Source organism: Herbaspirillum seropedicae, from assembly GCF_001040945.1.
Classification (GTDB): Bacteria; Pseudomonadota; Gammaproteobacteria; order Burkholderiales; family Burkholderiaceae_D; genus Herbaspirillum; species Herbaspirillum seropedicae.
In genome coordinates, this window is record NZ_CP011930.1 from 4,365,364 (window position 1) to 4,390,414 (window position 25,051).

At 63.6% G+C, this 25,051-nt stretch carries 20 protein-coding genes; 7 read left to right on the forward strand and 13 right to left on the reverse strand.

What is annotated here, in order from left to right; all coding sequences use genetic code 11:
• Positions 1-192: 192 nt before the first annotated feature.
• From ACP92_RS19000 to ACP92_RS19015, 4 genes are all read right to left on the reverse strand, one after another.
• Complete coding sequence (locus ACP92_RS19000) at positions 193-993, reverse strand: SDR family NAD(P)-dependent oxidoreductase (RefSeq protein ID WP_013235755.1); 801 nt, start codon at positions 991-993, stop codon at positions 193-195.
• A 10-nt stretch (positions 994-1,003) separates the two neighbouring features.
• A complete protein-coding gene (locus tag ACP92_RS19005) occupies positions 1,004-1,774 on the reverse strand; it encodes an SDR family NAD(P)-dependent oxidoreductase (protein WP_013235756.1) in 771 nt (256 codons plus the stop codon).
• Positions 1,775-1,890: 116 nt separating this feature from the next.
• Entirely contained in the window at positions 1,891-3,774 is a 1,884-nt protein-coding gene (locus ACP92_RS19010) for a TRAP transporter large permease (RefSeq protein WP_048348621.1), read from the reverse strand.
• A 160-nt stretch (positions 3,775-3,934) separates the two neighbouring features.
• Positions 3,935-4,969, reverse strand: coding sequence for a TRAP transporter substrate-binding protein (locus ACP92_RS19015; protein WP_013235758.1), 1,035 nt, complete (start codon positions 4,967-4,969; stop codon positions 3,935-3,937).
• 753 nt (positions 4,970-5,722) lie between these two features.
• Here ACP92_RS19015 and ACP92_RS19020 point away from each other — a divergent pair.
• From ACP92_RS19020 to ACP92_RS19035, 4 genes are all read left to right on the forward strand, one after another.
• Complete coding sequence (locus ACP92_RS19020) at positions 5,723-6,904, forward strand: acetyl-CoA acetyltransferase (protein WP_013235760.1); 1,182 nt, start codon at positions 5,723-5,725, stop codon at positions 6,902-6,904.
• Between the two features lie 138 nt (positions 6,905-7,042).
• A complete protein-coding gene (locus ACP92_RS19025; RefSeq protein WP_269147552.1) occupies positions 7,043-8,659 on the forward strand; it encodes an acyl-CoA synthetase in 1,617 nt (538 codons plus the stop codon).
• Entirely contained in the window at positions 8,656-9,225 is a 570-nt protein-coding gene (locus tag ACP92_RS19030; RefSeq protein ID WP_041311194.1) for a PPC domain-containing DNA-binding protein, read from the forward strand. The genes ACP92_RS19025 and ACP92_RS19030 overlap by 4 nt, the downstream gene beginning before the upstream one ends.
• A 2-nt stretch (positions 9,226-9,227) precedes the next feature.
• A complete protein-coding gene (locus ACP92_RS19035) occupies positions 9,228-9,680 on the forward strand; it encodes a PPC domain-containing DNA-binding protein (RefSeq protein WP_156181810.1) in 453 nt (150 codons plus the stop codon).
• 327 nt (positions 9,681-10,007) lie between these two features.
• Here the strand turns inward: ACP92_RS19035 and ACP92_RS19040 are convergent, their stop codons facing one another.
• The 6 genes from ACP92_RS19040 to ACP92_RS19065 form a co-directional block, all read right to left on the reverse strand.
• Positions 10,008-11,303: a dicarboxylate/amino acid:cation symporter gene (locus ACP92_RS19040; RefSeq protein ID WP_013235764.1), complete on the reverse strand. Its 1,296-nt coding sequence runs from the start codon at positions 11,301-11,303 to the stop codon at positions 10,008-10,010.
• Between the two features lie 361 nt (positions 11,304-11,664).
• Entirely contained in the window at positions 11,665-12,909 is a 1,245-nt protein-coding gene (glcF, locus tag ACP92_RS19045) for a glycolate oxidase subunit GlcF (protein WP_013235765.1), read from the reverse strand.
• Between the two features lie 25 nt (positions 12,910-12,934).
• Positions 12,935-14,014 carry a glycolate oxidase subunit GlcE gene (gene glcE / locus ACP92_RS19050; protein WP_013235766.1) on the reverse strand — a complete coding sequence of 360 codons (1,080 nt, stop codon included), beginning with the start codon at positions 14,012-14,014 and terminating at the stop codon, positions 12,935-12,937.
• Positions 14,015-14,016: 2 nt separating this feature from the next.
• Entirely contained in the window at positions 14,017-15,504 is a 1,488-nt protein-coding gene (locus tag ACP92_RS19055; protein ID WP_013235767.1) for an FAD-linked oxidase C-terminal domain-containing protein, read from the reverse strand.
• A gap of 255 nt (positions 15,505-15,759) precedes the next feature.
• Positions 15,760-16,650 carry a LysR substrate-binding domain-containing protein gene (locus tag ACP92_RS19060; protein ID WP_013235768.1) on the reverse strand — a complete coding sequence of 297 codons (891 nt, stop codon included), beginning with the start codon at positions 16,648-16,650 and terminating at the stop codon, positions 15,760-15,762.
• 242 nt (positions 16,651-16,892) lie between these two features.
• The gene (locus ACP92_RS19065; protein WP_013235769.1) at positions 16,893-18,308 is read right to left on the reverse strand and encodes an FAD-binding oxidoreductase; all 1,416 of its coding nucleotides are present in this window, start codon (positions 18,306-18,308) and stop codon (positions 16,893-16,895) included.
• A 304-nt stretch (positions 18,309-18,612) separates the two neighbouring features.
• On the opposite strand from ACP92_RS19065, the gene ACP92_RS19070 reads away from it, so the two are divergent.
• Positions 18,613-19,167, forward strand: a complete 555-nt coding sequence (locus tag ACP92_RS19070; protein ID WP_041311195.1) for a cob(I)yrinic acid a,c-diamide adenosyltransferase — start codon at positions 18,613-18,615, stop codon at positions 19,165-19,167.
• A 135-nt stretch (positions 19,168-19,302) separates the two neighbouring features.
• Here the strand turns inward: ACP92_RS19070 and dxs are convergent, their stop codons facing one another.
• The 3 genes from dxs to ACP92_RS19085 form a co-directional block, all read right to left on the reverse strand.
• Positions 19,303-21,168 carry a 1-deoxy-D-xylulose-5-phosphate synthase gene (gene dxs / locus ACP92_RS19075; RefSeq protein ID WP_013235771.1) on the reverse strand — a complete coding sequence of 622 codons (1,866 nt, stop codon included), beginning with the start codon at positions 21,166-21,168 and terminating at the stop codon, positions 19,303-19,305.
• 87 nt (positions 21,169-21,255) lie between these two features.
• Positions 21,256-22,203 (reverse strand): polyprenyl synthetase family protein, encoded by a 948-nt coding sequence (locus tag ACP92_RS19080; protein WP_041311197.1) that lies wholly within the window; start codon positions 22,201-22,203, stop codon positions 21,256-21,258.
• Positions 22,200-22,478: an exodeoxyribonuclease VII small subunit gene (locus tag ACP92_RS19085; protein ID WP_013235773.1), complete on the reverse strand. Its 279-nt coding sequence runs from the start codon at positions 22,476-22,478 to the stop codon at positions 22,200-22,202. The genes ACP92_RS19080 and ACP92_RS19085 overlap by 4 nt, the downstream gene beginning before the upstream one ends.
• A 279-nt stretch (positions 22,479-22,757) precedes the next feature.
• On the opposite strand from ACP92_RS19085, the gene ACP92_RS19090 reads away from it, so the two are divergent.
• Together ACP92_RS19090 and ACP92_RS19095 are read left to right on the forward strand one after the other, a co-directional pair.
• Positions 22,758-23,882, forward strand: a complete 1,125-nt coding sequence (locus ACP92_RS19090) for an aromatic ring-hydroxylating oxygenase subunit alpha (protein ID WP_013235774.1) — start codon at positions 22,758-22,760, stop codon at positions 23,880-23,882.
• Between the two features lie 215 nt (positions 23,883-24,097).
• A complete protein-coding gene (locus tag ACP92_RS19095) occupies positions 24,098-25,015 on the forward strand; it encodes a DMT family transporter (protein WP_013235775.1) in 918 nt (305 codons plus the stop codon).
• The last annotated feature ends 36 nt before the right edge of the window (positions 25,016-25,051 follow it).

Here is a 25,051-nt window from a genome sequence, read left to right on the forward strand (position 1 = left end):
ACGACATGCTCACGTCTGTTGAAATACTGCGATAAATCCCAAGCATTTAAAGTTGAGCACACCTACCGCGGTCAATCTGATCAGCACGAAAAAAAGCCCGGACGCTCTTGGACGCCCGGGCATCAAACCGCAGCAGGTCGGCTTCCACGCCCGCCTGGCTGCGATCAACAAACAACTTTCAATGCAGCGACATCATCCCGCGCAACGCAGTGACAGGCCGCCATCGACGATCATGTCCAGCCCCGTGATGTAGCGCGCATGATCGGAAGCCAGGAACAGCGAGGCATGCGCCACATCCCAGGCATCGCCCATGAAACCCATCGGACATTGCGCATTGCGCTTGGCCCGCATCTGTTCAATGTCGCCGCCGTAGGAAGCCTTCAGGGGCTCGCGGATCATCGGCGTATCCATCATGCCGGGCAAGACGCAGTTGGCGCGGATGCCCATGGGCGCGTACTGCATCGCCACGTTCTTGGTGAAGGCCAGGATGGCTGCCTTGGTCGCGGTATAGCCCAGGTAGGGAAAACCGATCCAGCGCAGCGCCGCCAGCGAGGAGATGTTGACGATGGCGCCTTTCCTCTGCTTTTCCATGATGGGCAACACATGCTTGTGGGTCAGGAAGAGACTGGTCTGGTTCACCGCCACCAGCCTGTTCCAGCTCTCTTCGCTGGTCTCCACCGGGCCGCCGACATCGGCGATGCCGACATTGTTGTGCAAGACGTCGACCCGCCCGAAGTGATCCATGGCAGCCTCAGCGATGGCCTTGACCTCGGTGTTGCGCGAGACGTCGGCGGCTAGCACTTCGCAGACACCGCCTTCGCTGCGGATGATGTCCTGGGTCTGCAACGCGGCCTCGATGCTGCGGTCTACCGCCAGCACCCGGCCACCCTCGCGGGCGTACAGCACGGCGGCGGCCTTGCCATTGCCCCAGCCCTCGCCCACTGAACCTGCGCCGGTGACGATGATGGCCTTGCCTTGCATGAGCTTGTCCATGATCGCCCTCTCAGATTTCCAGCACGCCGCCGGCGACGAAGCCGCCGTCGACTGGAATCACATGGCCGGTGATGTAGGCTGATTCTTCCGCCGCCAGATAGCAGACGGCCGAGGCGATCTCATCGGTGGTGCCGTAACGGCGCATGGGAACCAGGCGGTAGTAGCTTTCACGGGTCTGTTCCGAATGCATGGCCTGGGTCATAGGCGTATCGACCGGCCCGGGAGCGACGCTGTTGACGGTGATGCCGTACTGCGCCAGCTCGATGGCCATCTGTCGTGTCAGGCCAATGACGGCTGCCTTGGACGTGCCATAGGCGGTGCGTCCGGCGCCGGCGCGGATGCCCGAGATGGAAGAGATATTGACGATGCGTCCCCACTGCTGTTTCACCATCAGCCGCGCAGCATGCTGGCCGGCCAGCAGCACTCCGGTCACGTTCACGTTCATGGTCTGCAACCAGTTCTCGAGGGGATAGTCGAGGAAGGAATAGGTCCGCGCCACGCCGGCATTGTTGACCAGCACGTCGCAGCGGCCATAGTCCTTCTCGATATGGGCGAAGGCGGCGGCAATCGACTCCGGGCTGCCCAGGTCCATCTGCAGCGGCGCTGCGCGATGGCCGGCGGCCACCAGGGCGTCGGCGGTCTTGCTGGCGGCGTCCAGGTTGATGTCGGCCACCAGGACCGTGTGACCTTTGGCGGCCAGTTGTTGCGAAATGCTGGCGCCGATACCCATGGCTCCGCCCGTCACGAGCGCCACGCGGGCGCCGCTATCATTGCGATTCATATTGTCTCCGTGGATGTGGGCGGCCCCGGAAGAGGGAAAGGGGCCGCCGTTTTTAATTCGTCGTTGGCAGGTCAATCATGGAGGCTTCCCGATCGCTCGCAAGACTATTGAGGGGATCAGAGGAAACCGATGGAAATCCAGGGCACGAAGGCCACCACCAAGAGCGCCACCACCAGCGCCGCCAGATAGCCCCAGACCCGGTTGAAGACACCATCCGGCGACACCTTGCCGATGGCGCAGGCGGCATAGAAGCCCACGCCAAAGGGCGGTGCAAACAGGCCGATGCCCATGGCCAGGATCACCACCATCGCATAGTGCACGTCATGCACGCCCAGCGAACGCGCCACCGGGAACAGCAGCGGCCCGAACAGCACGATGGCGGGAATGCCTTCCAGCAAGCTGCCCAGCACGATGAAGATGACGATGGTGATCAAGAGGAAACCGACGCCACCGCCCGGCACGCCCTGCATCAACGCCACCAGCTTGGCCGAGAAGCCCGACTGCGTGAGCGCCCAGGCCATGGCGGTGGCCATGCCGATGATGAGCAGGATCGCGCCCGACAGGGCGGCCGACTCGATGAGCATGGGGTAGAGGCGCTTGAAGCTCAGGTGCCGCATGAACAGGTGCATGATCAGCCCGACCACCACCGTATAGGCCACGCCGATGGTGGCCACTTCGGTGGCCGTGGCCACGCCTTCGATGACCGCCACGCGGATCAGCATGGGCAGCGCCAGCGCGGGAATGGCGGCGATCAGGGTCTTGACGATCAGCGAGAGCGGCGCGCGCTTGACATCGGGCATCGGCTCGCGGCGTGCGCGCATCCAGCACACCACGGCAATGGCGATGGTGGCGATGGCCGCTGGCATGAGGCCGCCGATGAACAGCGCCGTGATCGAGACGCTGCAGACCGCGCCGATGGTGATCAACACCAGGCTGGGCGGAATGGTCTCGGTCATGGCGCCGGAGGAAGACAGCAGCGCCACCAGCTCTTCCGGCTTGGAGCCGCGCTTCTTCATCTCGGGGAACAGCGCCGGGGCAATGGCCGCCATGTCGGCCGCCTTGGAACCGGAGATGCCCGAGACCAGGAACATCGCGCCCAGCAGCACGTATTGCAGACCGCCGCGCACGTGGCCCAGCAGCGCGGCCATGAAGTCGATCAGGGTCTTGGCCAGGCCCGACATCTCCAACAGCGAACCGAGCAGCACGAACAGCGGCACCGACAACAGGATCAGGCTGGACATGCCCTCATCCATGCGGCTGACCACGATCATCAGCGGCGCCGTGGTGGCCAGCGCCAGGTAGGCCATGGTGGCGGTGCCAAAGGCAAAGGCAATCGGAATGCCACCGGCCACGCACACGCCGATGAGCAGCACGAAGAAGACGATCAGGTTGTAGTTGCCCATGCCCAGCAGCATGGGCTTGGCCAGCCACAGCGCACCGCCGATCACGGCCACCACGGCGAGGGCCGACAGCAGCAGGCGCATGGTCGTCATCGCGGCCATGCGCGAGACCGCCGCCAGCAGCATCAGGATGGCGCCCACCGGCAAGGCGGCGGCGCGCAGACCATCGGGGATTTCCAGGGCGGGCGTGGTGATGGGCATCTGCTCCACCGCATGATCCACGGCGGGATGGATCACCATCAGCACGAAGATGCAGACCACCAGCGCTGCCACCGTTTCCAGCCAGATGCGCCCTTTCTCGGAACACTTGTTGATGATGGCGGTGAGCCGCATGTGCTCGCCGCGATCCAGCGCCAGCACCGCCCCCAGCATGGAGAGCCAGATGAAGAGGATGGAGGCCAGTTCATCGGACCATACCAGGGGATCGTGCAGGGCGTAGCGGTAGATCACGCCAGTGAGCAGCACCACGGTCTCGGCCAGCACCAGGGCGGCGGCCACCGCGCCGACCAGGTGCATGACCATGCGGTTCAGGGCGACCAGCGCGCGCGCAACCGGGTTCATGTTGACCGGGGCGCGGTAAGTCATTGCAGCTTCCATCATCAAGCTCCAGCGAAATGGATTCAGGGCGGGAGACGCGCCAGCCAGCCAGCCAGCCAGCCAGACGGCGGCGACCTCTCCCGCTCATTGGCTCATGGACTCATGCACTCATGTACACGTGCAGTCGTGTACGCATGGGACCATGGCCCGGCAAGAGGGCCTTTCAGGCCAGCTTGCCGGTGTACTTCTCCAGCAAGGCCCAGGGCTCGTCACCGAACTTCTTCTTCCACTCGGCATAGAAACCGGCGGCGCGCAGCTTGGCGCGGAAGGAATCGGCGTCGGCATTGTTGAAGGCCAGACCCTTGCCCTTCATTTCATCGACCAGCGAATCGTTGAGCTTGCGCACGTCGGCGCGTTGGTTCACACCGGCTTCGTTGATGATGCGGGTCATCAGTTCTTGCAGGTCCTTGGGCAGGCGCTCGAAGGACTTCTTGTTGCCCAGGAACCAGAAACCGTCCCACATGTGATTGGTGATGGAACAGTACTTCTGCACCTCATAGAGCTTGGCCGTGGAGATGATGGCCATGGGGTTTTCCTGGCCTTCCACGATCTTGGTCTGCAGGGCCGAATAGACTTCGGCGAAGTTGATCGAGGTCGGCGCCGCATCGAAGGCCTTGAACATCGAGGTCCACAGCGGGCTGGGCGGCACGCGCAGCTTCATCCCCTTGAGATCTTCGGCGACCTTGATGGGCTTGGTGCTGTTGGTGATCTGGCGATAGCCGTTGTCCCAGATCTTTTCAAACGCGAAGAGGGTGGACCTGGCTTCGATCTGCTTGCGCACATGCGCGCCCAGCTCGCCATCCATGGCCGGCCAGACCTGGCTGTAATCCTTGAAGGCAAAGCCGATGCCGGAGATCTGCGCGGCCGGCACCAGGGTGCCCAGGATCAGCGGCGAGAGCGTGAAGAAATCGATGGCGCCGGCGCGCACCTGCGAGAGCATGTCGGTGTCGGTGCCCAGCTGGTTGTTGGGGTAGAGCTGCAACTCGATGCGGCCCTTGGATTGTTCGGCGATGGCGGCGGCCATTTCCTTGGCGCGCGCATTCATCGGGTGGGTGACCGGCAGATTGTTGGCGTACTTGAAGGTGAACTCGGCCGCATGGGCCGACGTCGATACCAGGCCGGTCGCGGCGGCGGCCGAGGCTACCGAGGCGGTCTTCAGAAAATTGCGACGCGTGATCTTGCCAGTGGATTGTGCCATCTGCTTGTCTCCTGTTTATCTGTTTGTATTTGATGTTGCTGAATCCGACGCTGCCAGGGCTTGCTGGATCGGGCGTGCAGCTCCCTGTCCCGGGTTGTCAACACTGCCTGTGCATCGATAGAGCAATTTGGATGCCAAGCCTCCGAAGCTCCCCCGGCGGCGTGACCATGTCCCTCATCGTTATCGGCACTGCGCCTGTATTCTCTGCGATAAGGGCAGGCCTGTACAAGCGCGCAAAGCGGGCAGCGGGTATTTATTTGCATGCCGGCATGCTGCGACACCTGTCGCATGGACTGTCGCCGCACTGTCGCAGATGTCGACACCTGTCTGCGCTGTCCCAGGATGATGGAGGGCAACAAAACCGTGTTGCGGTGCAATGATTTACGTTAACGTAAAGTACGTGCTATCTTCATGCCGTCGGTGGCCGCGCCCTGCCCTTTCCTGCTTTTTCCTGCATGCCGGGGCCGTCTACCGATCACATCAGCACGCATCAACATCAACAACAAAGCGAGACCCGGCGCGGCTTTGCGCCGGCCCTCTCAGGAGACGGGCAATATGCAGGCCGGCCTGGCGGTGGTTTCGCCATCTCCGGCTGCGCGATGTCAGGACAAGGGACCCGCACGACCGCCTGCATGGGGTGGTGAACGAGGTCCTGCGCGTGGCACCGATTTTGCATATTGCCCTTGTGTGAAACGGAGCGACCATGCTCCATCGACCTCGTCTAAGACGGACACAAGGACTCAAGGACACACCATGACTGCTTCTGCATCCTCACCCTGCATCACCGGCTGGCATCATTCCCAATTCGGCAAGCTCGACGGCATCGATCCGGAAGTGCTGATCGGCCAGGTCGCCAAGGCCGCCATCGAACACGCCGGGCTGCAACCGGAAGACATCGATTCGGTCCACGTCGGCACCTTCAATGCCGGCTTCCTGTACCAGGACTTCCCTTCTTCGCTGGTGCTCAACACCTTGCCGCAGCTGCGCTTCAAGCCGGCCACGCGCCTGGAGAACGCCTGCGCCACCGGTTCGGCGGCGATCCATTCGGGCTTGCAGGCGATCAAGGCCGGCGAGTCGAAACACGTATTGGTGATCGGCTTTGAAAAGATGACCGAGCTGGCCACGCCACAGGTGGGCGAGGTGCTGCTCAAGGCCTGCTATGCCAAGGAAGAGGCGGGCATCCCGGGCGGCTTTGCGGGTGTGTTCGGCAAGATCGCGCAGAGCTACTTCGATCGCTTCGGCGACCAGTCCGATGCGCTGGCCATGATCGCGGCCAAGAACCACAAGAACGGCATGGTCAATCCCTATGCCCACATGCGCAAGGATTTCGGTTTCGAGTTCTGCCGCAATGTCTCCGACAAGAATCCCTATGTGGCCGGCCCGCTCAAGCGTACCGATTGCTCGCTCATCTCCGATGGGGCCGCCGCGCTGGTGATCAGCGCCGCCGATGTGGCCAAGGCGATGCCGCGCGCCGTGCAATTCCGCGCAGCGGTCCACGTCAATGATTTCCTGCCACTGTCGCGCCGCGATCCGACCCGCTTCGAAGCGGCCGAGCTGGCCTGGAAGAAAGCGCTGGGCGACGCCAGCCTTACCCTGAATGATCTCTCCCTGGTGGAGACCCACGACTGCTTCACCGTGGCCGAGCTGCTGGAATACGAAGCCATGGGCCTGGCTCCGCACGGTCAGGGCGCGCGCGTGATCGCCGAAGGCATCACCGCCAAGGATGGCAAGCTGCCGGTCAATCCGTCCGGCGGACTGAAGTCCAAGGGGCATCCGGTGGGCGCTACCGGCGTGTCGATGCACGTGATGGCGGCCATGCAGGCGGCCCATGATGCGGGCGACATGCAGATCGCCAATGCGCGCTATGCGGGCGTATTCAACATGGGCGGCGCGGCGGTGGCCAACTATGTGAGCATTCTGGAGCGGGTGAACTGATTGCCGCTGCGCTCAGTAAGCTGATGCCTTGCTTTCCGTTCGACCTGAGTAGGCCTTGCAAAGGTCTACCCGGTCCGAACGGGCTTGAGAAGATCAATAAGAAAAACAAAAAGCAGCACGCCAATTTCCATTAGAAAAATCGGGACGAGTGAGACGATGTTAAGCAAAGTCATGAACCTGGGCCGCCTGCTGTCGGATGTGGCGCGCCGTTTTCCGGATGAACCGGGACTGATCCTGGCGCAAGGCGCCGCCGATGGCAGCGACCGCCTGATCCCCTGGCGCGAGATCAATGCCCGCGTCGATGCGCTGGCCCACGCGCTGACCCGGCGCGGCGTGAAAAAGGGCGACAAGATGCTGGTCCACTCGCGCAACAACCAGCAGATCTTCGAGAGCGCCTGGGCCGCCTTCAAGATGGGCGTGGTCTGGGTGCCGACCAATTTCCGCATCACGCCGCCCGAGGCCGCCTATCTCGGCCAGTCCAGCGGCGCTTGCGTGATGCTGTATGACCGTGGTTTCGCGCAGTATGTCGATGCCGTCAAGGCCGCCTCGCCCGCATTGGAACATGTGGTGGCGCTGGCCGATGCGCGCGCCGGCGAACTGGATTACGAAGCGCTGGTGCGTGAAGGCAGCGGCGCGGCCTTCCGCGAAGCCGAAGTCGATTACGACGATCCGCTCTGGTTCTTCTACACCTCCGGCACCACCGGTCATCCCAAGGCGGGCATGCTCTCGCATGGGCAGATGGCCTTCGTGGTCACCAATCATCTAGCTGATCTCATGCCGGGCCTGACGCATCAGTCGCGCTCGCTGGTGGTGGCGCCGCTGTCGCACGGCGCGGGCGTGCATGCGGTCATCAATACCGCGCGCGGCGCGGCCAGCATCCTGCTCTCTTCCGAGCGGCTGGTGGTGGAGGAAGCCTGGCAGCTGGTCGAGAAATACCGGGTGGACAACCTGTTCACCGTGCCCACCATCGTCAAGATCCTGGTCGAGGATGAGTCGGTGGATCGCTATGACCACAGCTCGCTGAAACACGTGATCTACGCCGGCGCGCCCATGTATCGCGCCGACCAGGTCTATGCCTTGAAGAAGCTGGGCAAGGTGCTGGTGCAGTACTACGGCCTGGGCGAGGTGACCGGCAACATTACCTTCCTGCCGCCCTATCTGCACTTCGAGGATGACGCCCATCCGCAGGCGCGCGTGGGCACTTGCGGCATGCCGCGCACTGGCATGCAGATCGCCATCCTCAACGACGATGGCCAGGAACTGGCGCCCTTCGAGACCGGCGAGATCTGCGTGCGCGGACCGGCGGTGTTCATGGGCTACCACAACAATCCCGAGGCCAATGCCAAGGCCTTCAAGCATGACTGGTTCCACACCGGCGACCTCGGACATGTGGACCAGGATGGCTTCCTCTACATCACGGGGCGCTCATCCGACATGTACATCTCGGGCGGCTCCAACGTCTATCCGCGCGAGATCGAGGAAGCCCTGCTGACGCACCCGGCGGTGTCGGAGGTGGCGGTGCTGGGCGTGCCCGATCCCAAGTGGGGCGAGAGCGGACTGGCGGTGATCGTCTGCAAGGCCGGGCAGCAGGTCGACGGCGAGGCCCTGCTGGCGCATCTGGAGTCGCGTATCGGCAAGTACAAGTGGCCGCGCCGCTTCATCTACTGGGACAGCATGCCCAAGTCGGGTTACGGCAAGATCGTCAAGAAACAGATCAAGGCGCTGCTGGAAGAGCAAGGCGAATATCGCCTATGAAACTCTCCAGCAGACCAGGCCCCTCCATGGCCAGCGCCGGCTTCCTCGAAGTGCGCAAATTCCTGCATGCAGGCCAGCCGAGCTATCCGCGCACGCTGGACCTGGAGGCCGATCCGGCCGAGGAATTGCGCATCACGCTGCAAGCCGGCACGCTGGTCGGCCCGGCCTTGCGGCGGGTGCTGGCGCGCTATGGCCAGCGCGGCGGTGTGGGCCGCTTGTGTGGCGGGACCGCGCGGCGCCTGCATTACCACCGCATCGAACAGACCGGCGACGCCAGCCGGCCCTATGACTATGGACCACCGCACGTGCTGGAAGGCGTCATCAGCTTCGTGACGGGCGCCATCACCATCGGCCAGAACGCCGATGGAAAGGTTCTACTGCATTGCCACTCAGGTTTCATCGATGGCGATGGCACGCTGCATGGCGGCCATCTGCTGCTCGACACGGTGGAGGTGGGCGACGATCCGCTCATCCTGCGCCTGTGCCTGTTCTCTCGCAGCGCCTTCGTCGTCAACAGCGATGAAGAGACGCACTTCAGTCTATTGCATCCGACACCCATGGAATGATGATGACGCTCCCCGCCCATGACAGCGATTTCCTCGACGACCACATCCACGTAGAACAGGGCCAGCTCGGCAAGCTGGTGATGGCCCGGCTCAAACCCAACCAGGACCTGACCGAAAGCGTGGAAGCGCTGTGCCGCCAGCACGGCATGGACAAGGCCATCGTGCGCGGCGCCATCGGCAGCCTCATCGACGCCCATCTGCAATACGCCACGCCGACCGGCCTGCGCGAGATGGAGGTCAACGGCCCCGGTGTGGAAATCCTCAATGTCTTCGGCGAGATCGGCTTTGCCGATGGTCCGGCCAGCGCGCATCCGCTGCAGGGCGTGGTGGCCGATACCGAGGGCCGCATCTTTGCCGGGCGCTTCGTGCGCGGGGCCAATCTCTCTTTCATCACCATCGAGATCACCTTGCAGGAATGGATTGCGGTCAAGCAATCCGAGCCGCTGCCGGCCTGATCCTGCGGTACTCGTCAGGCTCCCGTTCGGCCTCACCCGCCACGGCCCGTTCGGCCTCACCCGCCACGCCCCGTTCGGCCTGAGTAGGGCCGACAGGCCCGTATCGAAGGCAGCGCGCTGGCGGCTGCGCATTTGCATGCACGTCTTCGATACGCGGCTGCGCCGCTACTCAGTCCGAACGGGTGGTGGGTCGCTTTGGAAAGACGAACTGGTGGCGGGTCGCTTTGGAACGGCAAGCGAACGACAGTGATCCCCTCGCCAGAATGAAAAATGCCGCCCGGCTCATCACCGGGCGGCATTGTTCAACGCTTGAACTGAGTACCGAAATCAGGCTTCGGTATGCAGCTTGGCTTCGGCTTCCTGTTCGATCTCGACTTCGGCGCGGGCCGCTTCTTCTTCGGTCATCAGGCCGCCTTCCCACTTGGCCACCACGGCCGAAGCGATCGAGTTGCCCACCGCATTGGTGGCCGAACGACCCATGTCGAGGAAGGTATCGATGCCCAGGATCACCAGGAGGCCCGCTTCCGGAATGTTGAACTGGTGCAGCGTCGCGGCGATCACCACCAGGGAAGCGCGCGGCACGCCGGCAATGCCCTTGGAGGTCAGCATCAGCACCAGCATCATGGTGATCTGGGTGGAGATGGGCATGTGGATGCCATAGGCCTGCGCAATGAACAGCGTAGCGAAGGTGCAGTAGATCATCGAACCGTCGAGGTTGAAGGAATACCCCATCGGCATGACGAAGCTGGAGATCTTGCGCTTGACGCCAAAGCGGTCCAGCGCATCGAGCAGCTTGGGATAGGCCGCTTCCGAGCTGGCCGTCGCAAAGGCCAGCAGGAAGGCTTCCTTGATCAGGGCCAGCAGGTGGAAGATGCGCTTCTTCAGGAAGATGAAGCCCACCGCGATCAGGATCACCCACAGCAGCACCAGCGAGAAGTAGAAGTCACGCATGAACACGGCGAAGCTGACCAGGATCTCCAGGCCATTGACCGCGACCGTCGCAGCCATCGCGGCGAACACCGCCACCGGGGCGAACTTCATGACGTAGACGGTGATCTTCAGCATGGTGTGCGAGAGGTCATCGATGACCGCCAGCAGGTGCTTGCCGCGCTCGCCCAGCGAGGCCAGGGCGATGCCGAAGAACATGGAGAACACCACCACCTGCAGCACTTCATTCTGCGCCATGGCTTCGACGATGGACTTGGGCACCAGGTGGTTGAAGAATTCCTTGACCGTGAACTTGCTGGTGGCCAGACCGGCGCCGGCAGCGTCCGGCGAGGGCAGCGCCACGCCCGCACCCGGTTGCAGCAGGTTGGCCATGATCATGCCCAGCGCCAGCGACACCAGCGAGGCGATGAAGAACCAGGCCAGCGACTTGCCGAAGATGCGGCCCACCGACTTGGCGTCCCCCATGTGGGCGATGCCGACCACCAGGGTCGAGAACACCAGCGGTGCGATGACCATCTTGATGAGGCGCAGGAACAGGTCCGAGGCGATCGAGATGTAGCCGGCCAGCTCCTTGGCCTGGGCCTTGTCGTTGTGGCTGAAAATGAGATAACCGACCAGGATGCCCAGCAGCATGGCTGCAAAGATGTAGGCGGCTTGTGGAATGCGTTTCTTCATGTGTTCTCCTGCCCTCGCTCGCCATCGGCGCATGCGCCGGTGAGAGGACGATGATGTGGCTTGCGGATGACGTCGGCCGGTGCAAAAGACAGGGACGCCGGTGCTATGGATTATCGGTATTGGTCCGTTTCTGATGAGAAACTAGGACCGGTTTTTTCCCGTCAAGCGGAAAAAAGCACGAAGCTTATTGACTTATGCCCCCTGCCGTCAAGCCGCTTCGAAAAAATAGGGTCAAAATGCCTCTAGTGTGAACAAAATGCTCACAAAAAAGCCCCGCAAAGCGGGGCTGGTGTTGTGTTGCGAGAAACTTTGGCGCTTTCCCGGAGGCCGGATGCGGCCTGGTCAGCTCGTCAGCAAATCGTCAGGAAGGCGCTTGCAGAGCGGCGTCCAGCAATTCGATCCAGTGCCGCACGGGCGTGTCGGTGCCAGATTGCAGATGCGTGACGCAACCGATGTTGCCGGTGACGATCATGTCGGGATCGGTGGCCTGCAGCTTGCTGATCTTGTTGTCGCGCAGGCGATAGGACAGCTCCGGTTGCAGGATCGAATAGGTGCCGGCCGAGCCGCAGCAGAGGTGACTGTCGGCGCACAGTTGCACATCCACGCCGGCCGCGCGCAGGATGCCCTCGACCTTGCCGCGGATCTTCTGGCCGTGCTGCAGCGTGCAGGGCGGGTGATAGGCCACGCGCTTGCCGTTGAAGTCCTTGAGCTTGTGCTTCAGCGCTTCTTCGAACTCGGGCAGGATTTCGCTGATGTCGCGGGTCATGTGGGAGATGCGGCGCGCCTTTTCGGCATAGACCGGATCGTGCTGCAGCAGATGGCCATACTCCTTGACGGTGGAACCACAGCCGGAGGCATTCATGACAATGGTATCGGCGCGGATGCCATCGCGTCCCTCGATGTAGGGCCACCAGGCGTCGATGTTGCGGCGCATGTCTTCCAGCCCGCCCTCCTGGTCATTCATGTGATAGCGGATCGCGCCACAGCAGCCGGCCTTGGGCGGCGCGAACAATTGCACACCCAGCGCATCGAGCACGCGCGCGGTGGCGCTGTTGATGTTGGGGGACATCGAGGGCTGCACGCAACCTTCCAGATACAGCATCTGGCGCGCATGCGTGCGCGTGGGCCAGGCGCCCGCCTCCTGCGGCAGCGGCACCTTGTTCTGCAACAGCTTGGGCAGCAGCGGACGCAACATCTGTCCGGCCTTCATGGCGGGACGGAAAATCCACTTGCGCGGCACCAGCTCCTTCAGGGCCGTGCGCATCACGCGCTGCGACAGCGGTCGCGGCACCTGTTCTTCCACCACCTTGCGGCCGATATCGACCAGGCGGCCATACTGCACGCCGGAGGGGCAAGTGGATTCGCAGTTGCGGCAGGTCAGGCAGCGGTCCAGGTGCGATTGCGTCGCGGCGGTGGCGGGCTTGCCTTCGAGCACCTGCTTGATGAGATAGATGCGGCCGCGCGGTCCATCCAGCTCGTCGCCCAGCAACTGGTAGGTGGGACAGGTGGCGGTACAGAAGCCGCAATGCACGCAGGAGCGCAGGATGCTGTCGGCTTCCTGGCCGGCCTGGGTGTTGCGGATGAAATCGGCTAAGTTGGTCTGCATGATGATCGCTGGCTAGAGGGAGCGCTTACAAGCTGGCATACAGGCGGCCAGGGTTGAAGATGCCCTGGGGGTCGAACTGCTGCTTGAGGCGGCGATGGAGGGTTTCCACTGCGGGCTGCAAGGGATGGAAGACGCCAATGGCCTTGTCGCCGCCGCGATGCAGGCTGGCGTGACCGCCCACGGCCAGCGCGGCGGCGCGAATGGTGACGGCGTCCACATTGCCCTCTGGCCGCAGCCAGCGCTGCGCACCGCCCCACTCGATCAGCTGGCGGCCCGGCAGGTCGATGGGTGCGGCCACCGAGGGCAGCGACAGCCGCCACAGCGGCGCTTCTGCATCGGCGAAGAAGGGATGGGTCTGCTCGCGCAGGTCGGTCCAGTAATCGTCAGGATTGCTTAACTCGGTGCCGCCCAGCTTGGCGATGGCTGAATCAACGGCGGCCTGCGCGCCCGACAGGCGGATCGTCAGCACATTGCCGACCCAGGCGCTGGCCACCAGCGGCAGCGGCTGGCCGGCGCTCTGGTTCAACAGGCGCAGTGCGCCTTCCTGGTTGATCTCGAAGACGCGGGTGCTGCTGGCGATGGGGCGCGGCAAGACCTTCAGCGACACCTCCAGGATCAGGCCCAGCGTGCCCAGCGACCCTGCCAGCAGGCGCGAGATATCGTAGCCGGCGACGTTCTTCATGACCTGTCCGCCGAAGTGCAGTGGCTCGCCCTGCGCATCCATCAGCACGGCGCCCAGCACGAAGTCACGCACGGCCCCGGCACTGGCGCGAGCAGGCCCGGACAGGCCGGCAGCGACCATGCCGCCTACGGTGGCGGCGCCGCCAAAACTCGGCGGCTCCCAGGCCAGCATCTGGTTGTGCTGCGCCAGCGCAGCATCGATCTCGGAGAGCGGCGTACCGCAGCGGGCAGTGATGACCAGCTCGGTGGGCTCGTAATCGATGATGCCGCTATAGGCCCGCGTATCCAACAGCTCGCCGGACGGTGTCTGACCATACCAGTCCTTGGTGCCGCCGCCGCGGATCTGCAGGGGGCGGCCAGCCAGGATGCGTTCGCGGAAGGAGGCCAGCACGGCGTCCAGGTCTTGTTGTGCTTGCTCTTGCATGGTCAGAATCTCGGCAGATCGGGGAAGCGCAGCTGGCCGCGCTGCACATGCATCTTGCCGTACTCGGCGCAGCGATGCAGGGTGGGAATGGCTTTGTCCGGGTTGAGCAGGAAGGCCGGGTCGAAGGCGCGCTTGAGCTTGAAGAAGGTCTCGCGCTCGGCGGGCGAAAACTGCACGCACATGGAATTGATCTTCTCGATGCCCACGCCATGCTCGCCGGTGATGGTGCCGCCCACTTCCACGCACAGCTCCAGGATCTCGGCGCCGAACAGTTCGGCGCGGTGGAATTCATCGGCGATGTTGGCATCGAAGAGGATCAGCGGATGCAGGTTGCCGTCACCGGCATGGAAGACGTTGGCGCAGCGCAGGCCGTATTTCTTTTCCATCTCGGCGATGCCCAAGAGCACCTGCGCCAGCTTCTTGCGCGGGATGGTGCCATCCATGCAGTAGTAGTCGGGCGAGATGCGGCCTGCCGCCGGGAAGGCGTTCTTGCGGCCGGACCAGAAGCGCAGGCGCTCGGCCTCCGACTGCGAGCAGGCGATGGCGGTGGCGCCGCTGGCATTGAGCACGTCGGTCATGCGGCCGATTTCTTCTTCCACTTCTTCCACGGTACCGTCGGATTCGCACAGCAGGATGGCTTCGGCGTCGATGTCATAGCCGGCCTTGACGAAGGGTTCCACCATGCGCGAACTGGTCTTGTCCATCATCTCAAGGCCTGCGGGAATGATGCCGGCGGCGATCACGTTGGCCACCGCATTGCCGCCCTTGACCACATCGTCGAAGGAGGCCATGATCACGCGCGCCGCCTGTGGCTTGGGCACGAGCTTGACGGTCACTTCGGTGACCACGCCCAGCATGCCTTCGGAGCCGATGAAGACGGCCAGCAGGTCCAGGCCCGGCGCATCCAGCGCGCCGCTGCCCAGCTCCACCACCTCGCCTTCGATGGTGACCATGCGCACGCGCAGCACGTTATGCACGGTCAGGCCGTATTTCAGGCAATGCACGCCGCCCGAGTTCTCGGCCACGTTGCCACCGATGGAACAGGCGATCTGCGAGGAGGGGTCCGGCGCGTAATAGAGGCCGTGCGGGGCCGCCGCTTCGGAAATGGCCAGGTTGCGCACGCCGGGCTGGACCACGGCGGTGCGGGAATACTTGTCCATCTGCAGGATCTGGTTGAACTTGGCCGTGGACACCACCACGCCATCGGCAATCGGGGTGGCCCCGCCAGAGAGGCCGGTGCCGGCGCCGCGCGGCACGATCTGCACCTGCAACGCGTGGCAGGTCTTCATGATGGCCACCACCTGGGCCTCGTTCTCGGGCAGCACCACCACCATGGGCAACTGGCGGTAGGCGGCCAGGCCGTCGCATTCGTAGGGACGGGTGTCTTCCTCGTCGCAGAGCACGCAGTGCGCGGGCACGACCCGGCGCAGGGCATCGACGACTTCACGCTGGCGAGCCGGCGCGAAGGACGGTTGGACTGGAGCATTCATGCTGGACCTCGGCGGTTGGCTAGGCAGGCGTGGGTGTGGACGTCCCTCTTGCATCCGATGACACGGCGCACGCTGTCTCGTTTGTTGTCAGCCCGCCTGGGACGGGCTTTTTCAGTCCGACAAGTGTAACGAATTTTGCCCGCCTGCACGGCGCCGTGTTGCCCGGCGGCCCACTGAAAAGAATTGCCGGCCGCCGTGAATTATTTTCAGGGCGGCCGGAAGCGGCCAAGCAAGGCCAGGTGAGGCAAAAGCGCGTCAGATGTTGCGGAAGGCGTTCTGCATCCAGCTGATGAAGGTATCGACCTCGGGCCGCTCGCGCACGGCGCGCTCGTAGACCACGTAATAGGCGTGCGGCGGGGTGCGCAGGCGGATGTCGAACAGTTCCACGATCTCGCCGCGCGCCAGCAGTTCTTCGGCAAAGTGCTGGCGGGTCAGGCCCACGCCATAGCCATGGCGCACCGCTTCCAGCAACAGGCCCAGGTCATCCACCCGCAAGCCCGCCGAGGGCTCTACCCAGTCCTTGAGGCCAGCAGCCTCGAACCAGGGCTGCCAGGGTTCCAGCGCCGAGCGCAGCAGGGTGGCCTGCTTGAGGTCGGCGGGCGACTTCATCGGCGGGAGGGTCTTCAGGTAGGCCGGGCTGGCCACGGCGAAGGCGGGTTCCTCGAACAGCTTCTCGGTGATGATGTTGGGATAGTTGCCGGCGCCGAAGCGGATCTCGACATCACTCTCCGACAAGGACAGGTCATACAGCGGCACCGAGAGGTAGAGCTCCACCACGATCTCCGGATGGCGCTGGGTGAAGTCGGCAATGCGCGGCATGAGCAGGTGACGCGCGAAGGTCGGCGGCAGCATCACCTTGATCTTGGGCTGCACGGCGGCATTGCGGTGCGGCATGGGGAAATCGGTCAACGTGCGCAAGGCGCTGCGGACCACGTCGAGATAGCGACGACCGAATTCGGACAGACCGATGGAGCGGCCATCGCGATAGAACAGGCGCTCGCCGACGAATTCTTCCAGCAGGCGGATGCGGTGCGACAGCGCCGACGGGGTGATGCACAGCTCCTCGGCGGCAATCGCAAAGGAGTTGTGGCGGGCTGCCGCTTCGAAGGCGGACAGGGCATGGACGGGAGGTAGGCGGGTGGCCATGGGTGGTGGATTCCTGCTGCTTGTTCAACCAACAAACTGATGAAAACTAACAAACGGGTGCTGCTTAACGGGAGCGGCTCCGTCAGAACACAAGAGCGACCGTTCGGACTGAGTAAGCCCCTTGGGGCCGTATCGCAGCCGCACAGACGGCGCGCCTTCGATACGCGGCCGTGCCGCTACTCAGTCCGAACGGGCAGTATTGATCTCAACGGCAAGCACGCTCTTCGGCCAAAAGCTAACACTTACTGCTCCCAGCGCAAGATCTTGCCGGGATTCATGATGTTCTTGGGATCAAGCGCATGCTTGATGGCGCGCATGACGGCGATGGCGCCCTCGCCATGCTCCTGGATCAGGAAGTCCATCTTGTGCAAGCCCACGCCGTGCTCGCCGGTGCAGGTGCCATCCATGCCGATGGCGCGCGCCACCATGCGTTGGTTGACGCCTTCGGCACGGGCGATGTCGGCGGGATCGTTGGGGTCCACCATCATCTGTACGTGGAAGTTGCCGTCGCCGACGTGGCCGATGATGGCGTGGGTCAGGCCCTGCTCTTCGCAGTCGGCCTTGGTGGCCAGCACGCATTCGGCCAGGCGCGAGATCGGCACGCAGCAATCGGTGGAGATGGCGCGCGCACCGGGACGCAATTGCAGCAGCGCGAAGTAGGCGTTGTGACGGGCGGTCCACAGGCGGGTGCGGTCTTCGGGGCGGGTGGCCCATTCGAAGCCGAGGGCGTGGAATTCCTTGGCAATATCCTGTACCAGCTCGGCCTGTTCCTTGACGCCGTTCTCGCTGCCGTGGAATTCGAACAGCAGCAACGGGTTGACCGGCAGGCTCAGCTTGTCGTGGGCATTGATGGCGCGCACGCCGTTTTCATCGAGCAGCTCCACGCGCGCCAGCGGCACGCCCATCTGGATGGTCTGGATGACGGTGTTGACCGCATCGGCCACGGTGGGGAAGGAGCAGATCGCCGCCGAGATCGCTTCGGGCTGCGGATACAGGCGCACGGTCACTTCGGTGATGATGCCCAGCGTGCCTTCGCTGCCGACATACACGCGGGTGAGGTCGTAGCCGGCCGAGGACTTCTTGGCGCGCGTACCCGTCTTGATGATCTCGCCCTGGGCGGTGACCACGGTCAGGGTCAGAGTGTTTTCCTTCATCGTGCCGTAGCGCACGGCATTGGTGCCGGAAGCGCGGGTCGAGGCCATGCCGCCCAGCGAGGCATCGGCGCCGGGATCGATGGGGAAGAACAGGCCGGTATCCTTGATCTCCTGGTTCAACTGCTTGCGGGTCACGCCCGCCTGGACGGTCGCGGTCAGGTCTTCGGCATGGACGGCCAGCACCTGGTTCATCTGCGACAGGTCCACCGTCACGCCGCCCTGCAGGGCCAGCACATGGCCTTCCAGCGAGGTGCCGGCGCCGTAGGGGATGATGGGGGTGTCGTACTGGCTGCACAGCTTGACGAAGGCCGCCACTTCCTCGGTGCTGTGGGCGAAGACCACGGCGTCGGGCAGCATGGGATCGTAGGAGGATTCGTCGCGGCCATGGTGCTCGCGCATGGCCAGGGTGGTGGAACAACGGTCGCCGAACAGGGCCTTGAGTTCGTCAAGCAGGGCCTGGGGTACGGGCCGTTTCAGTTTCCGGGCGTCAACTAGGTGATTCATGCGGTTTCTCTCAGGTGTCTCGTGTCTCGGTCGTTGTTCTCGGTCTTATGGGTGGGAGATGCAGGGCCGGTGAAGCGGCATCCCCTGCCGCTCCAGTGGACTGACCACTGATCCAATCGATGAATTTTACTCTCTTGCGGGCTAGAGTTTGCGCAAATGTCCCGGCCCAAGCTAGCTCGCTGGGCAAATCAAGTGAATTGTTTACGCCATTTTCCGTCCCATGCGGTCGCGCTCGCAGCGGGTGGGAAGCGCTTGCCTTGAGCGAGGCTTGCCCTTAAGCTGCCCCGATCAACAAGGAGCAATGATGGGCAACCGACTTTCCAAGATCGCCACCCGTACCGGCGACGATGGCAGCACCGGCCTGGGCGATGGCAGCCGGGTGGGCAAGGACAACCTGCGTATCCAGGCGCTGGGCGATGTGGACGAACTCAATTCGCAGCTGGGCCTGCTGTTGTGCGAGAGCCTGCCGGCCGCGCTGCGCGAGGAGCTGGTCTCGATCCAGCATGACCTCTTCGACCTGGGCGGGGAACTGTGCATCCCCGGTTACACGGTGCTGGCCGATGCCCACCTGGCGCGGCTCGACGCTCTGCTGGAGAAGTACAACGCCACCCTGCCCCCGCTGAAGGAATTCATCCTCCCCGGCGGCTCTCGTACGGCAGCGCTGGCCCATGTGTGCCGCACCGTATGCCGCCGCGCCGAGCGCAGCGTGGTGATGCTGGAAAAGGCCGAGGCCGGCGTGAACGCCCCGGCGCGGCAATATCTGAACCGGCTCTCGGACCTGTGCTTCGTGCTGGCGCGGGTGCTCAACCGTGAGGCGGGCGGACAGGATGTATTGTGGCAGAAGGGGCGGGAACGCTGATCCGCCCTTCCCTCGCCCAATAACAAATAACAAACGCCCCGCGGGAAACCGGCGGGGCGTTTGCTTATTTATTTATTTATTTTGTTTATTTAATTTATATCTTTAGCGTTGACTTATACAGATGGTGTCAGCTGATCAGCCATTGTTGACCACCAGCTTGGGCTGATCCTTGCCGAATCGTTGGGCGATGGAGTCGGCGATGCCATTGGCGTCCAGACCGCACTGGGCCAGCAGTTGCGCGGCATCGCCATGGTCGATGAAGCGGTCCGGCAGTCCCAGATGCAGAATCGGCTTGTTGATGCCGGCCGCTGCCAGCGCCTCGGAGACGGCCGCACCGGCGCCGCCCATGATGCAGCCCTCTTCCACGGTCACCAGGGCATCGTGCGAGGCGGCCAGTTGCTTGACCAGTTCCACGTCCAGCGGCTTGATGAAGCGCATGTTGGCCACCGTGGCATTGAGCTTGTCGCCCGCGCCCAGGGACGGGGCCAGCAGGCTGCCGAAGGCCAGGATGGCGACGTTCTTGCCCTGGCGGCGGATCTCGCCACGGCCCAGGGGCAGGGTCTCCAGCGTCTGGTCCACTGCGGCGCCGATGCCTGCGCCGCGCGGATAGCGCACCGAGGCGGGACCGGGATACTGATAGGCGGTAGAGAGCATCTTGCGGCACTCGTTCTCGTCGGAGGCCGCCATCACCACCATGTTGGGAATACAGCGCAGGAAGGCCAGGTCGTAATTGCCGGCGTGGGTCGCTCCATCAGCGCCCACCAGGCCGGCGCGGTCCAGGGCGAAGGTCACGTCCAGGTTCTGCAGGGCCACGTCGTGGATCAGCTGGTCGTAGGCGCGTTGCAGGAAGGTCGAGTAGATCGCCACCACTGGCTTCATGCCTTCGCAGGCCATGCCGGCGGCAAAGGTGACGGCGTGCTGTTCGGCGATGCCGACGTCGTAATAGCGATTCGGGAATTTCTTTTCGAAGTCCACCATGCCCGAGCCTTCGCGCATGGCCGGGGTGATGCCGACCAGCTTGTCGTCGGCAGCGGCCATGTCGCACAGCCAGTCGCCGAAGACCTTGGTATAGGTGAGCTTGCCGCCGGCGCTGGGCTTGATGCCTTCGCTGGGGTTGAACTTGCCGGGACCGTGGTAGAGCACCGGATCGGCCTCGGCCAGCTTGTAGCCCTGGCCCTTCTTGGTGACCACGTGCAGGAACTGCGGTCCCTTGAGGTGCTTCAGGTTCTGCAGCGTCGGCACCAGCGAGTCGAGGTCGTGGCCGTCGATGGGGCCGATGTAGTTGAAGCCGAATTCCTCGAACATGGTGGCCGGCACCACCATGCCCTTGGCATGCTCTTCCAGGCGCTTGGCCAGCTCCAGCACGGGACCGGGCAGCACCGACTTGCCCACGTCGCGTGCACGGGCGTAGAACTTGCCCGACATCAGGCGCGCCAGGTAACGGTTCAGCGCGCCCACTGGCGGCGAAATCGACATGTCATTGTCGTTGAGGATCACCAGCAGCTTGACGTCTTCATGCACGCCCGCATTGTTGAGCGCTTCGAAGGCCATGCCGGCGGTCATGGCGCCATCGCCGATGACGGCGATGGCGTGGCGGTCCGAGCCTTGCGTACGGGCAGCCAGGGCCATGCCCAGGGCGGCCGAGATCGAGGTCGAGGAGTGCGCGGTGCCGAAGGTGTCGTACTGGCTCTCGATGCGGCGCGGGAAGCCGGAAATGCCTTCCTGCTGGCGCAGCGTATCCATGCGCTCGCGACGGCCGGTGAGGATCTTGTGCGGATAGGTCTGGTGACCCACGTCCCAGACCACGCGATCCTCGGGGGTGTTGAAGACGTAATGCAGGGCGATGGTCAGCTCCACCGTGCCCAGGTTGGACGACAGGTGGCCGCCGGTCTTGGACACCGAGTCCAGCAGGAAACCGCGCAACTCTTCAGCCAGGGGCTTGAGCTGGTGGCGGGACAGGCGGCGCAGGTCGGCCGGGTCGTTGATGGTGTTGAGGAGCATCTTTGTTACCGTGTTGGGGTCTGAAGGCCGCGCTTGCCGGAAGCTGGCATGGGGCGCGGTCCGTCTTCATGCCTGGGGTTACGTCGCTTAAGTCTTTCTTTGTACGATCAGGTCGGCCAGTTCGCGCAGGCGGCGCGCCTTCCCGCCGAACGGGGCCAGCGCCTCATGCGCATCGGCCTGCAGCCTGCCGGCCAGGGCCTGCGATTCCGCCAGGCCGAGGATGGACACATAGGTCGGCTTGTTGTCGGCGGCGTCCTTGCCGGCGGTCTTGCCCAGCGTGGCCGAGTCGGCGGTGGCGTCGAGGATGTCGTCGACCACCTGGAAGGCCAGGCCGATGGCGCGGGCGTAATCGTCCAGCGCCGCGCTTTCGGCGGCCGTCAGCGCCTTGCCGCCCAGCGCGCCCAGCAGCACGGCCGCGCGCAACAGGGCGCCGGTCTTCAGGCGGTGCATCTGTTCCAGTTCGGCCAGCGACAGGGTCATGCCCACGCTGGCCAGGTCGATGGCCTGGCCGCCGCACATGCCCACCGAGCCGGCGGCCTCGGCCAACAGCTTGACCATGCGCAGCTGACGTGCCGGCAGGCCGGCGTCGGCGCTGCCCGCTTCACTCTCCAGCGGCGCGGCCAGGGTGTCGAAGGCCTGCGCCTGCAGGGCGTCACCGACCAGCAGTGCGGTGGCCTCGTCGTATCGGATGTGCACGGTGGGCTTGCCACGGCGCAGCGCATCGTCATCCATGCAGGGCATGTCGTCATGCACCAGCGAATAGACGTGGATCATCTCGACTGCGGCGGCGGCGCGCTCCAGCAGCGCGCGCGGCGTATCGAACAGCTCGCCGGCGGCATACACCAGCAGCGGGCGCACGCGCTTGCCGCCATCCATGGCGGTGTAGCGCATGGCTTCATGCAGCCGCGCCGGCACCACCGAGGCGGACGGCAGGAAACGGTTCAACACCTCTTCCATGCCACTCTGCACCTGGCCCATCCACTGGGCGAATGCCGGTGCGGCTACGACGCCGGGGGCAGCCATTGGTGCGCTCATCCTTCTTCCCCATCCATATCGGCGGCCTGGAAGGGCTTGAGCATGTCGCCTTCGAGCAGCTTGACCTGGGTATCGACCTTGTCCAGTTGGGCAGCGCAGAACTTGACCAGTTCCGAGCCGCGCTTGTAGGCGGCCACCGAGGCTTCCAGCGGCAGTTCGCCGGCTTCCATCTGGGCCACGAGCTGTTCGAGCTCCTGCATGGCCTGTTCGAAGGAGGCTGGCAGGGGAGCGGAAGCAGCGGAGGCGGCGGATGCGGTGGCAGAGGTTCTAGGCATATCGACCCATTCAAAAATCTAACCCGTTATTTTAGAACAAACCGGCGAATCCCAAGTCAATCGGGGGCGTGGATTTGACGCCGCATTGCACGAAACATTTCGGGCCGGGATCGTAAATTCGGCCAAAATGCTGGCATTTTGGCCACAAAACCCGGCCCCTTATAGGGGTTTTGTGGCATAATCCACGGTTCTGTCCAAAATTTCCTCTTCATATTATTTGAACATAGGTTTTTGCGGATTTTCTTCCTTAGGTTGGTGCAAATTAATTTGGGGGCGGAAATGTCCGATCTTGCTACTTTTGCCAAATTGGCGCGTTCAAACGCGCAACTTCCAGTCCACGTCTACTTCGACGAACCGCTCTATCAGCGGGAACTGAAACAACTCTTCCAGCAAGGACCTCGTTACGTCGGCCATGAGCTGATGGTGCCCGAAGCGGGCGACTACTCCACTTTGCCGTGGGAAAACGAAGGCCGCATGCTGGTGCGCAACGCGCAGGGGATCGAGCTGGTCTCCAATGTCTGCCGTCATCGCCAGGCCAAGATGCTCGACGGCCGCGGTCATGCCAGCAACATCGTCTGTCCGTTGCATCGCTGGACCTATGATCTGAAGGGTGAACTGATCGGTGCGCCGCATTTCGGCCAGACACCGTGCATGAACTTGTCCAAGACACCGCTGCAGAGCTGGAACGGCCTGCTGTTCGAGGCCAATGGCGTCGACATCGCCGACAAGCTCAAGAACCTGGGCGTGACGCGCGACCTGGACTTCTCCGGCTATCTGTACGACCACACCGAAGTGCATGAGTGCGACTACAACTGGAAGACCTTCATCGAGGTCTACCTGGAGGATTACCACGTCGAGCCCTTCCATCCGGGCCTGGGCAATTTCGTCAGCTGCTCCGATCTGAAGTGGGAGTTCGGCCGCGACTACAGCGTGCAGACCGTGGGCGTGAACCACGGCCTGATCAAGTCCGGTTCGCCCACCTATGCCAAGTGGCAGGAAAAGCTGCTGCAGTTCTCCAATGGCAAGCCGCCCAAGTTCGGCGCGATCTGGCTCACGCTCTATCCCAACATCATGGTGGAGTGGTATCCGCATGTGCTGGTGGTCTCCACGCTGTGGCCGACCGGTCCGCAGAAGACCACCAACGTGGTGGAGTTCTACTATCCGGAAGAGATCGCCCTCTTCGAGCGCGAGCTGGTGGAAGCCGAGCGCGCCGCCTACATGGAGACCTGCGTGGAGGACGACGAGATCGCCCTGCGCATGGATGCCGGCCGTCGTATACTCATGGATCGCGGCACCAGTGAAGTCGGGCCCTACCAGTCGCCCATGGAAGACGGCATGCAGCACTTCCACGAGTGGTACCGCAAGCAACTGGAGGTGCCGCCCGGCACAGCCACCACACCATAAAGAGGCCAAGGGCCAGCAGGGGAAACAGATGCAGAGGCAGGCAAGGCGGCAGAACGACCACGCAAGCAACCTGCAAGACCATCACGACGCCTCCCCGGCTGGCGCGGCCCGCAGCGGGACAATGACGGCAGCAACGGTTCACTCCGTTGCTGCCGTTGTTGCTTGTGCTGCGGCCTGTCTCCCTGCTCCTGCCCTACTCTCCTGAATCGGACACCATGCAATCGCTCTGGATGCTTGTCGCATCATTCCTGTTTTCCATCATGGGCGTGTGCGTCAAGCTCGCCAGTGACTACTACAGCACGTCTGAAATCGTGCTGTGCCGGGGCCTCATCGGCATCTCGGTGATCGCCGCCCTGGTGCGCGTGCGCGGCGGCACCTTCCGCACGCCCTTCCCGCGCGACCACCTCATCCGTGGCGGCGTGGGCGTGATCTCGCTGTGGCTGTGGTTCTATTCCTTCAGCCTGCTGCCGGTGGCCACGGCCACGACGCTGAACTACATGTCCTCGATCTGGATCGCGGTGATGCTGTTTGCGGCGGCCTGGTGGCAGGGCAACAAGAAATTCGAGTGGGGCCTGGCGGCCACCGTGGTGCTGAGCTTCATCGGCGTGGCCCTGCTGATGCGTCCTTCGCTGGACGCCGACCAGTTGCTGGGCGGGGCGATCTCGCTGTTCTCGGGGGTGCTCTCGGCGCTGGTGTACCTGCAGGTGCGCAAGCTGGGGTTGCTGGGGGAACCGGAATATCGCGTGGTGTTCTACTTTTCACTGACCGGCGTACTGGCCGGCCTGGTGGGCAGCGTGGCCACTGGCCGCGTGCCGCTGTGGCACAGCCATTCGTGGCAGGGCGCGGCGCTGGTGATCATGATAGGCTTGACCGCCACGCTGGCGCAGATCGCCATGACCCGCGCCTACCGGCTGGGCAATACGCTGGTCACGGCCAACCTGCAATATACGGGCATCGTGTTTTCAAGCCTGTTTGGCGTACTGGTCTGGAACGATGCACCGGGCTGGCTCGGCTGGCTGGGCATGGGCGTCATCCTGGCCAGTGGCCTGTTGGCGACCTATCACAACCATCGCAGCAGCCAGATCGCCGCGCGCAACTTGCCCAAGGTCGATCCCATTGCCACCGAGGTATAGGCCTGCCAGACCTGCGTCATCCATTGCCGCATCCAA

Coding starts and splice junctions, on each gene's coding strand:
- ACP92_RS19070 (WP_041311195.1), top strand. CDS start 18,613: ATGGGCAACCGACTTTCCAAGATCGCCACCCGTACCGGCGACGATGGC.
- ACP92_RS19085 (WP_013235773.1), bottom strand. CDS start 22,478: ATGCCTAGAACCTCTGCCACCGCATCCGCCGCCTCCGCTGCTTCCGCT.
- ACP92_RS19005 (WP_013235756.1), bottom strand. CDS start 1,774: ATGAATCGCAATGATAGCGGCGCCCGCGTGGCGCTCGTGACGGGCGGA.
- ACP92_RS19060 (WP_013235768.1), bottom strand. CDS start 16,650: ATGGCCACCCGCCTACCTCCCGTCCATGCCCTGTCCGCCTTCGAAGCG.
- ACP92_RS19090 (WP_013235774.1), top strand. CDS start 22,758: ATGTCCGATCTTGCTACTTTTGCCAAATTGGCGCGTTCAAACGCGCAA.
- glcE (WP_013235766.1), bottom strand. CDS start 14,014: ATGCAAGAGCAAGCACAACAAGACCTGGACGCCGTGCTGGCCTCCTTC.
- ACP92_RS19040 (WP_013235764.1), bottom strand. CDS start 11,303: ATGAAGAAACGCATTCCACAAGCCGCCTACATCTTTGCAGCCATGCTG.
- dxs (WP_013235771.1), bottom strand. CDS start 21,168: ATGCTCCTCAACACCATCAACGACCCGGCCGACCTGCGCCGCCTGTCC.
- ACP92_RS19080 (WP_041311197.1), bottom strand. CDS start 22,203: ATGAGCGCACCAATGGCTGCCCCCGGCGTCGTAGCCGCACCGGCATTC.
- ACP92_RS19010 (WP_048348621.1), bottom strand. CDS start 3,774: ATGATGGAAGCTGCAATGACTTACCGCGCCCCGGTCAACATGAACCCG.
- ACP92_RS19020 (WP_013235760.1), top strand. CDS start 5,723: ATGACTGCTTCTGCATCCTCACCCTGCATCACCGGCTGGCATCATTCC.
- ACP92_RS19065 (WP_013235769.1), bottom strand. CDS start 18,308: ATGAATCACCTAGTTGACGCCCGGAAACTGAAACGGCCCGTACCCCAG.
- ACP92_RS19000 (WP_013235755.1), bottom strand. CDS start 993: ATGGACAAGCTCATGCAAGGCAAGGCCATCATCGTCACCGGCGCAGGT.
- glcF (WP_013235765.1), bottom strand. CDS start 12,909: ATGCAGACCAACTTAGCCGATTTCATCCGCAACACCCAGGCCGGCCAG.
- ACP92_RS19015 (WP_013235758.1), bottom strand. CDS start 4,969: ATGGCACAATCCACTGGCAAGATCACGCGTCGCAATTTTCTGAAGACC.
- ACP92_RS19055 (WP_013235767.1), bottom strand. CDS start 15,504: ATGAATGCTCCAGTCCAACCGTCCTTCGCGCCGGCTCGCCAGCGTGAA.
- ACP92_RS19095 (WP_013235775.1), top strand. CDS start 24,098: ATGCAATCGCTCTGGATGCTTGTCGCATCATTCCTGTTTTCCATCATG.
- ACP92_RS19030 (WP_041311194.1), top strand. CDS start 8,656: ATGAAACTCTCCAGCAGACCAGGCCCCTCCATGGCCAGCGCCGGCTTC.
- ACP92_RS19035 (WP_156181810.1), top strand. CDS start 9,228: ATGACGCTCCCCGCCCATGACAGCGATTTCCTCGACGACCACATCCAC.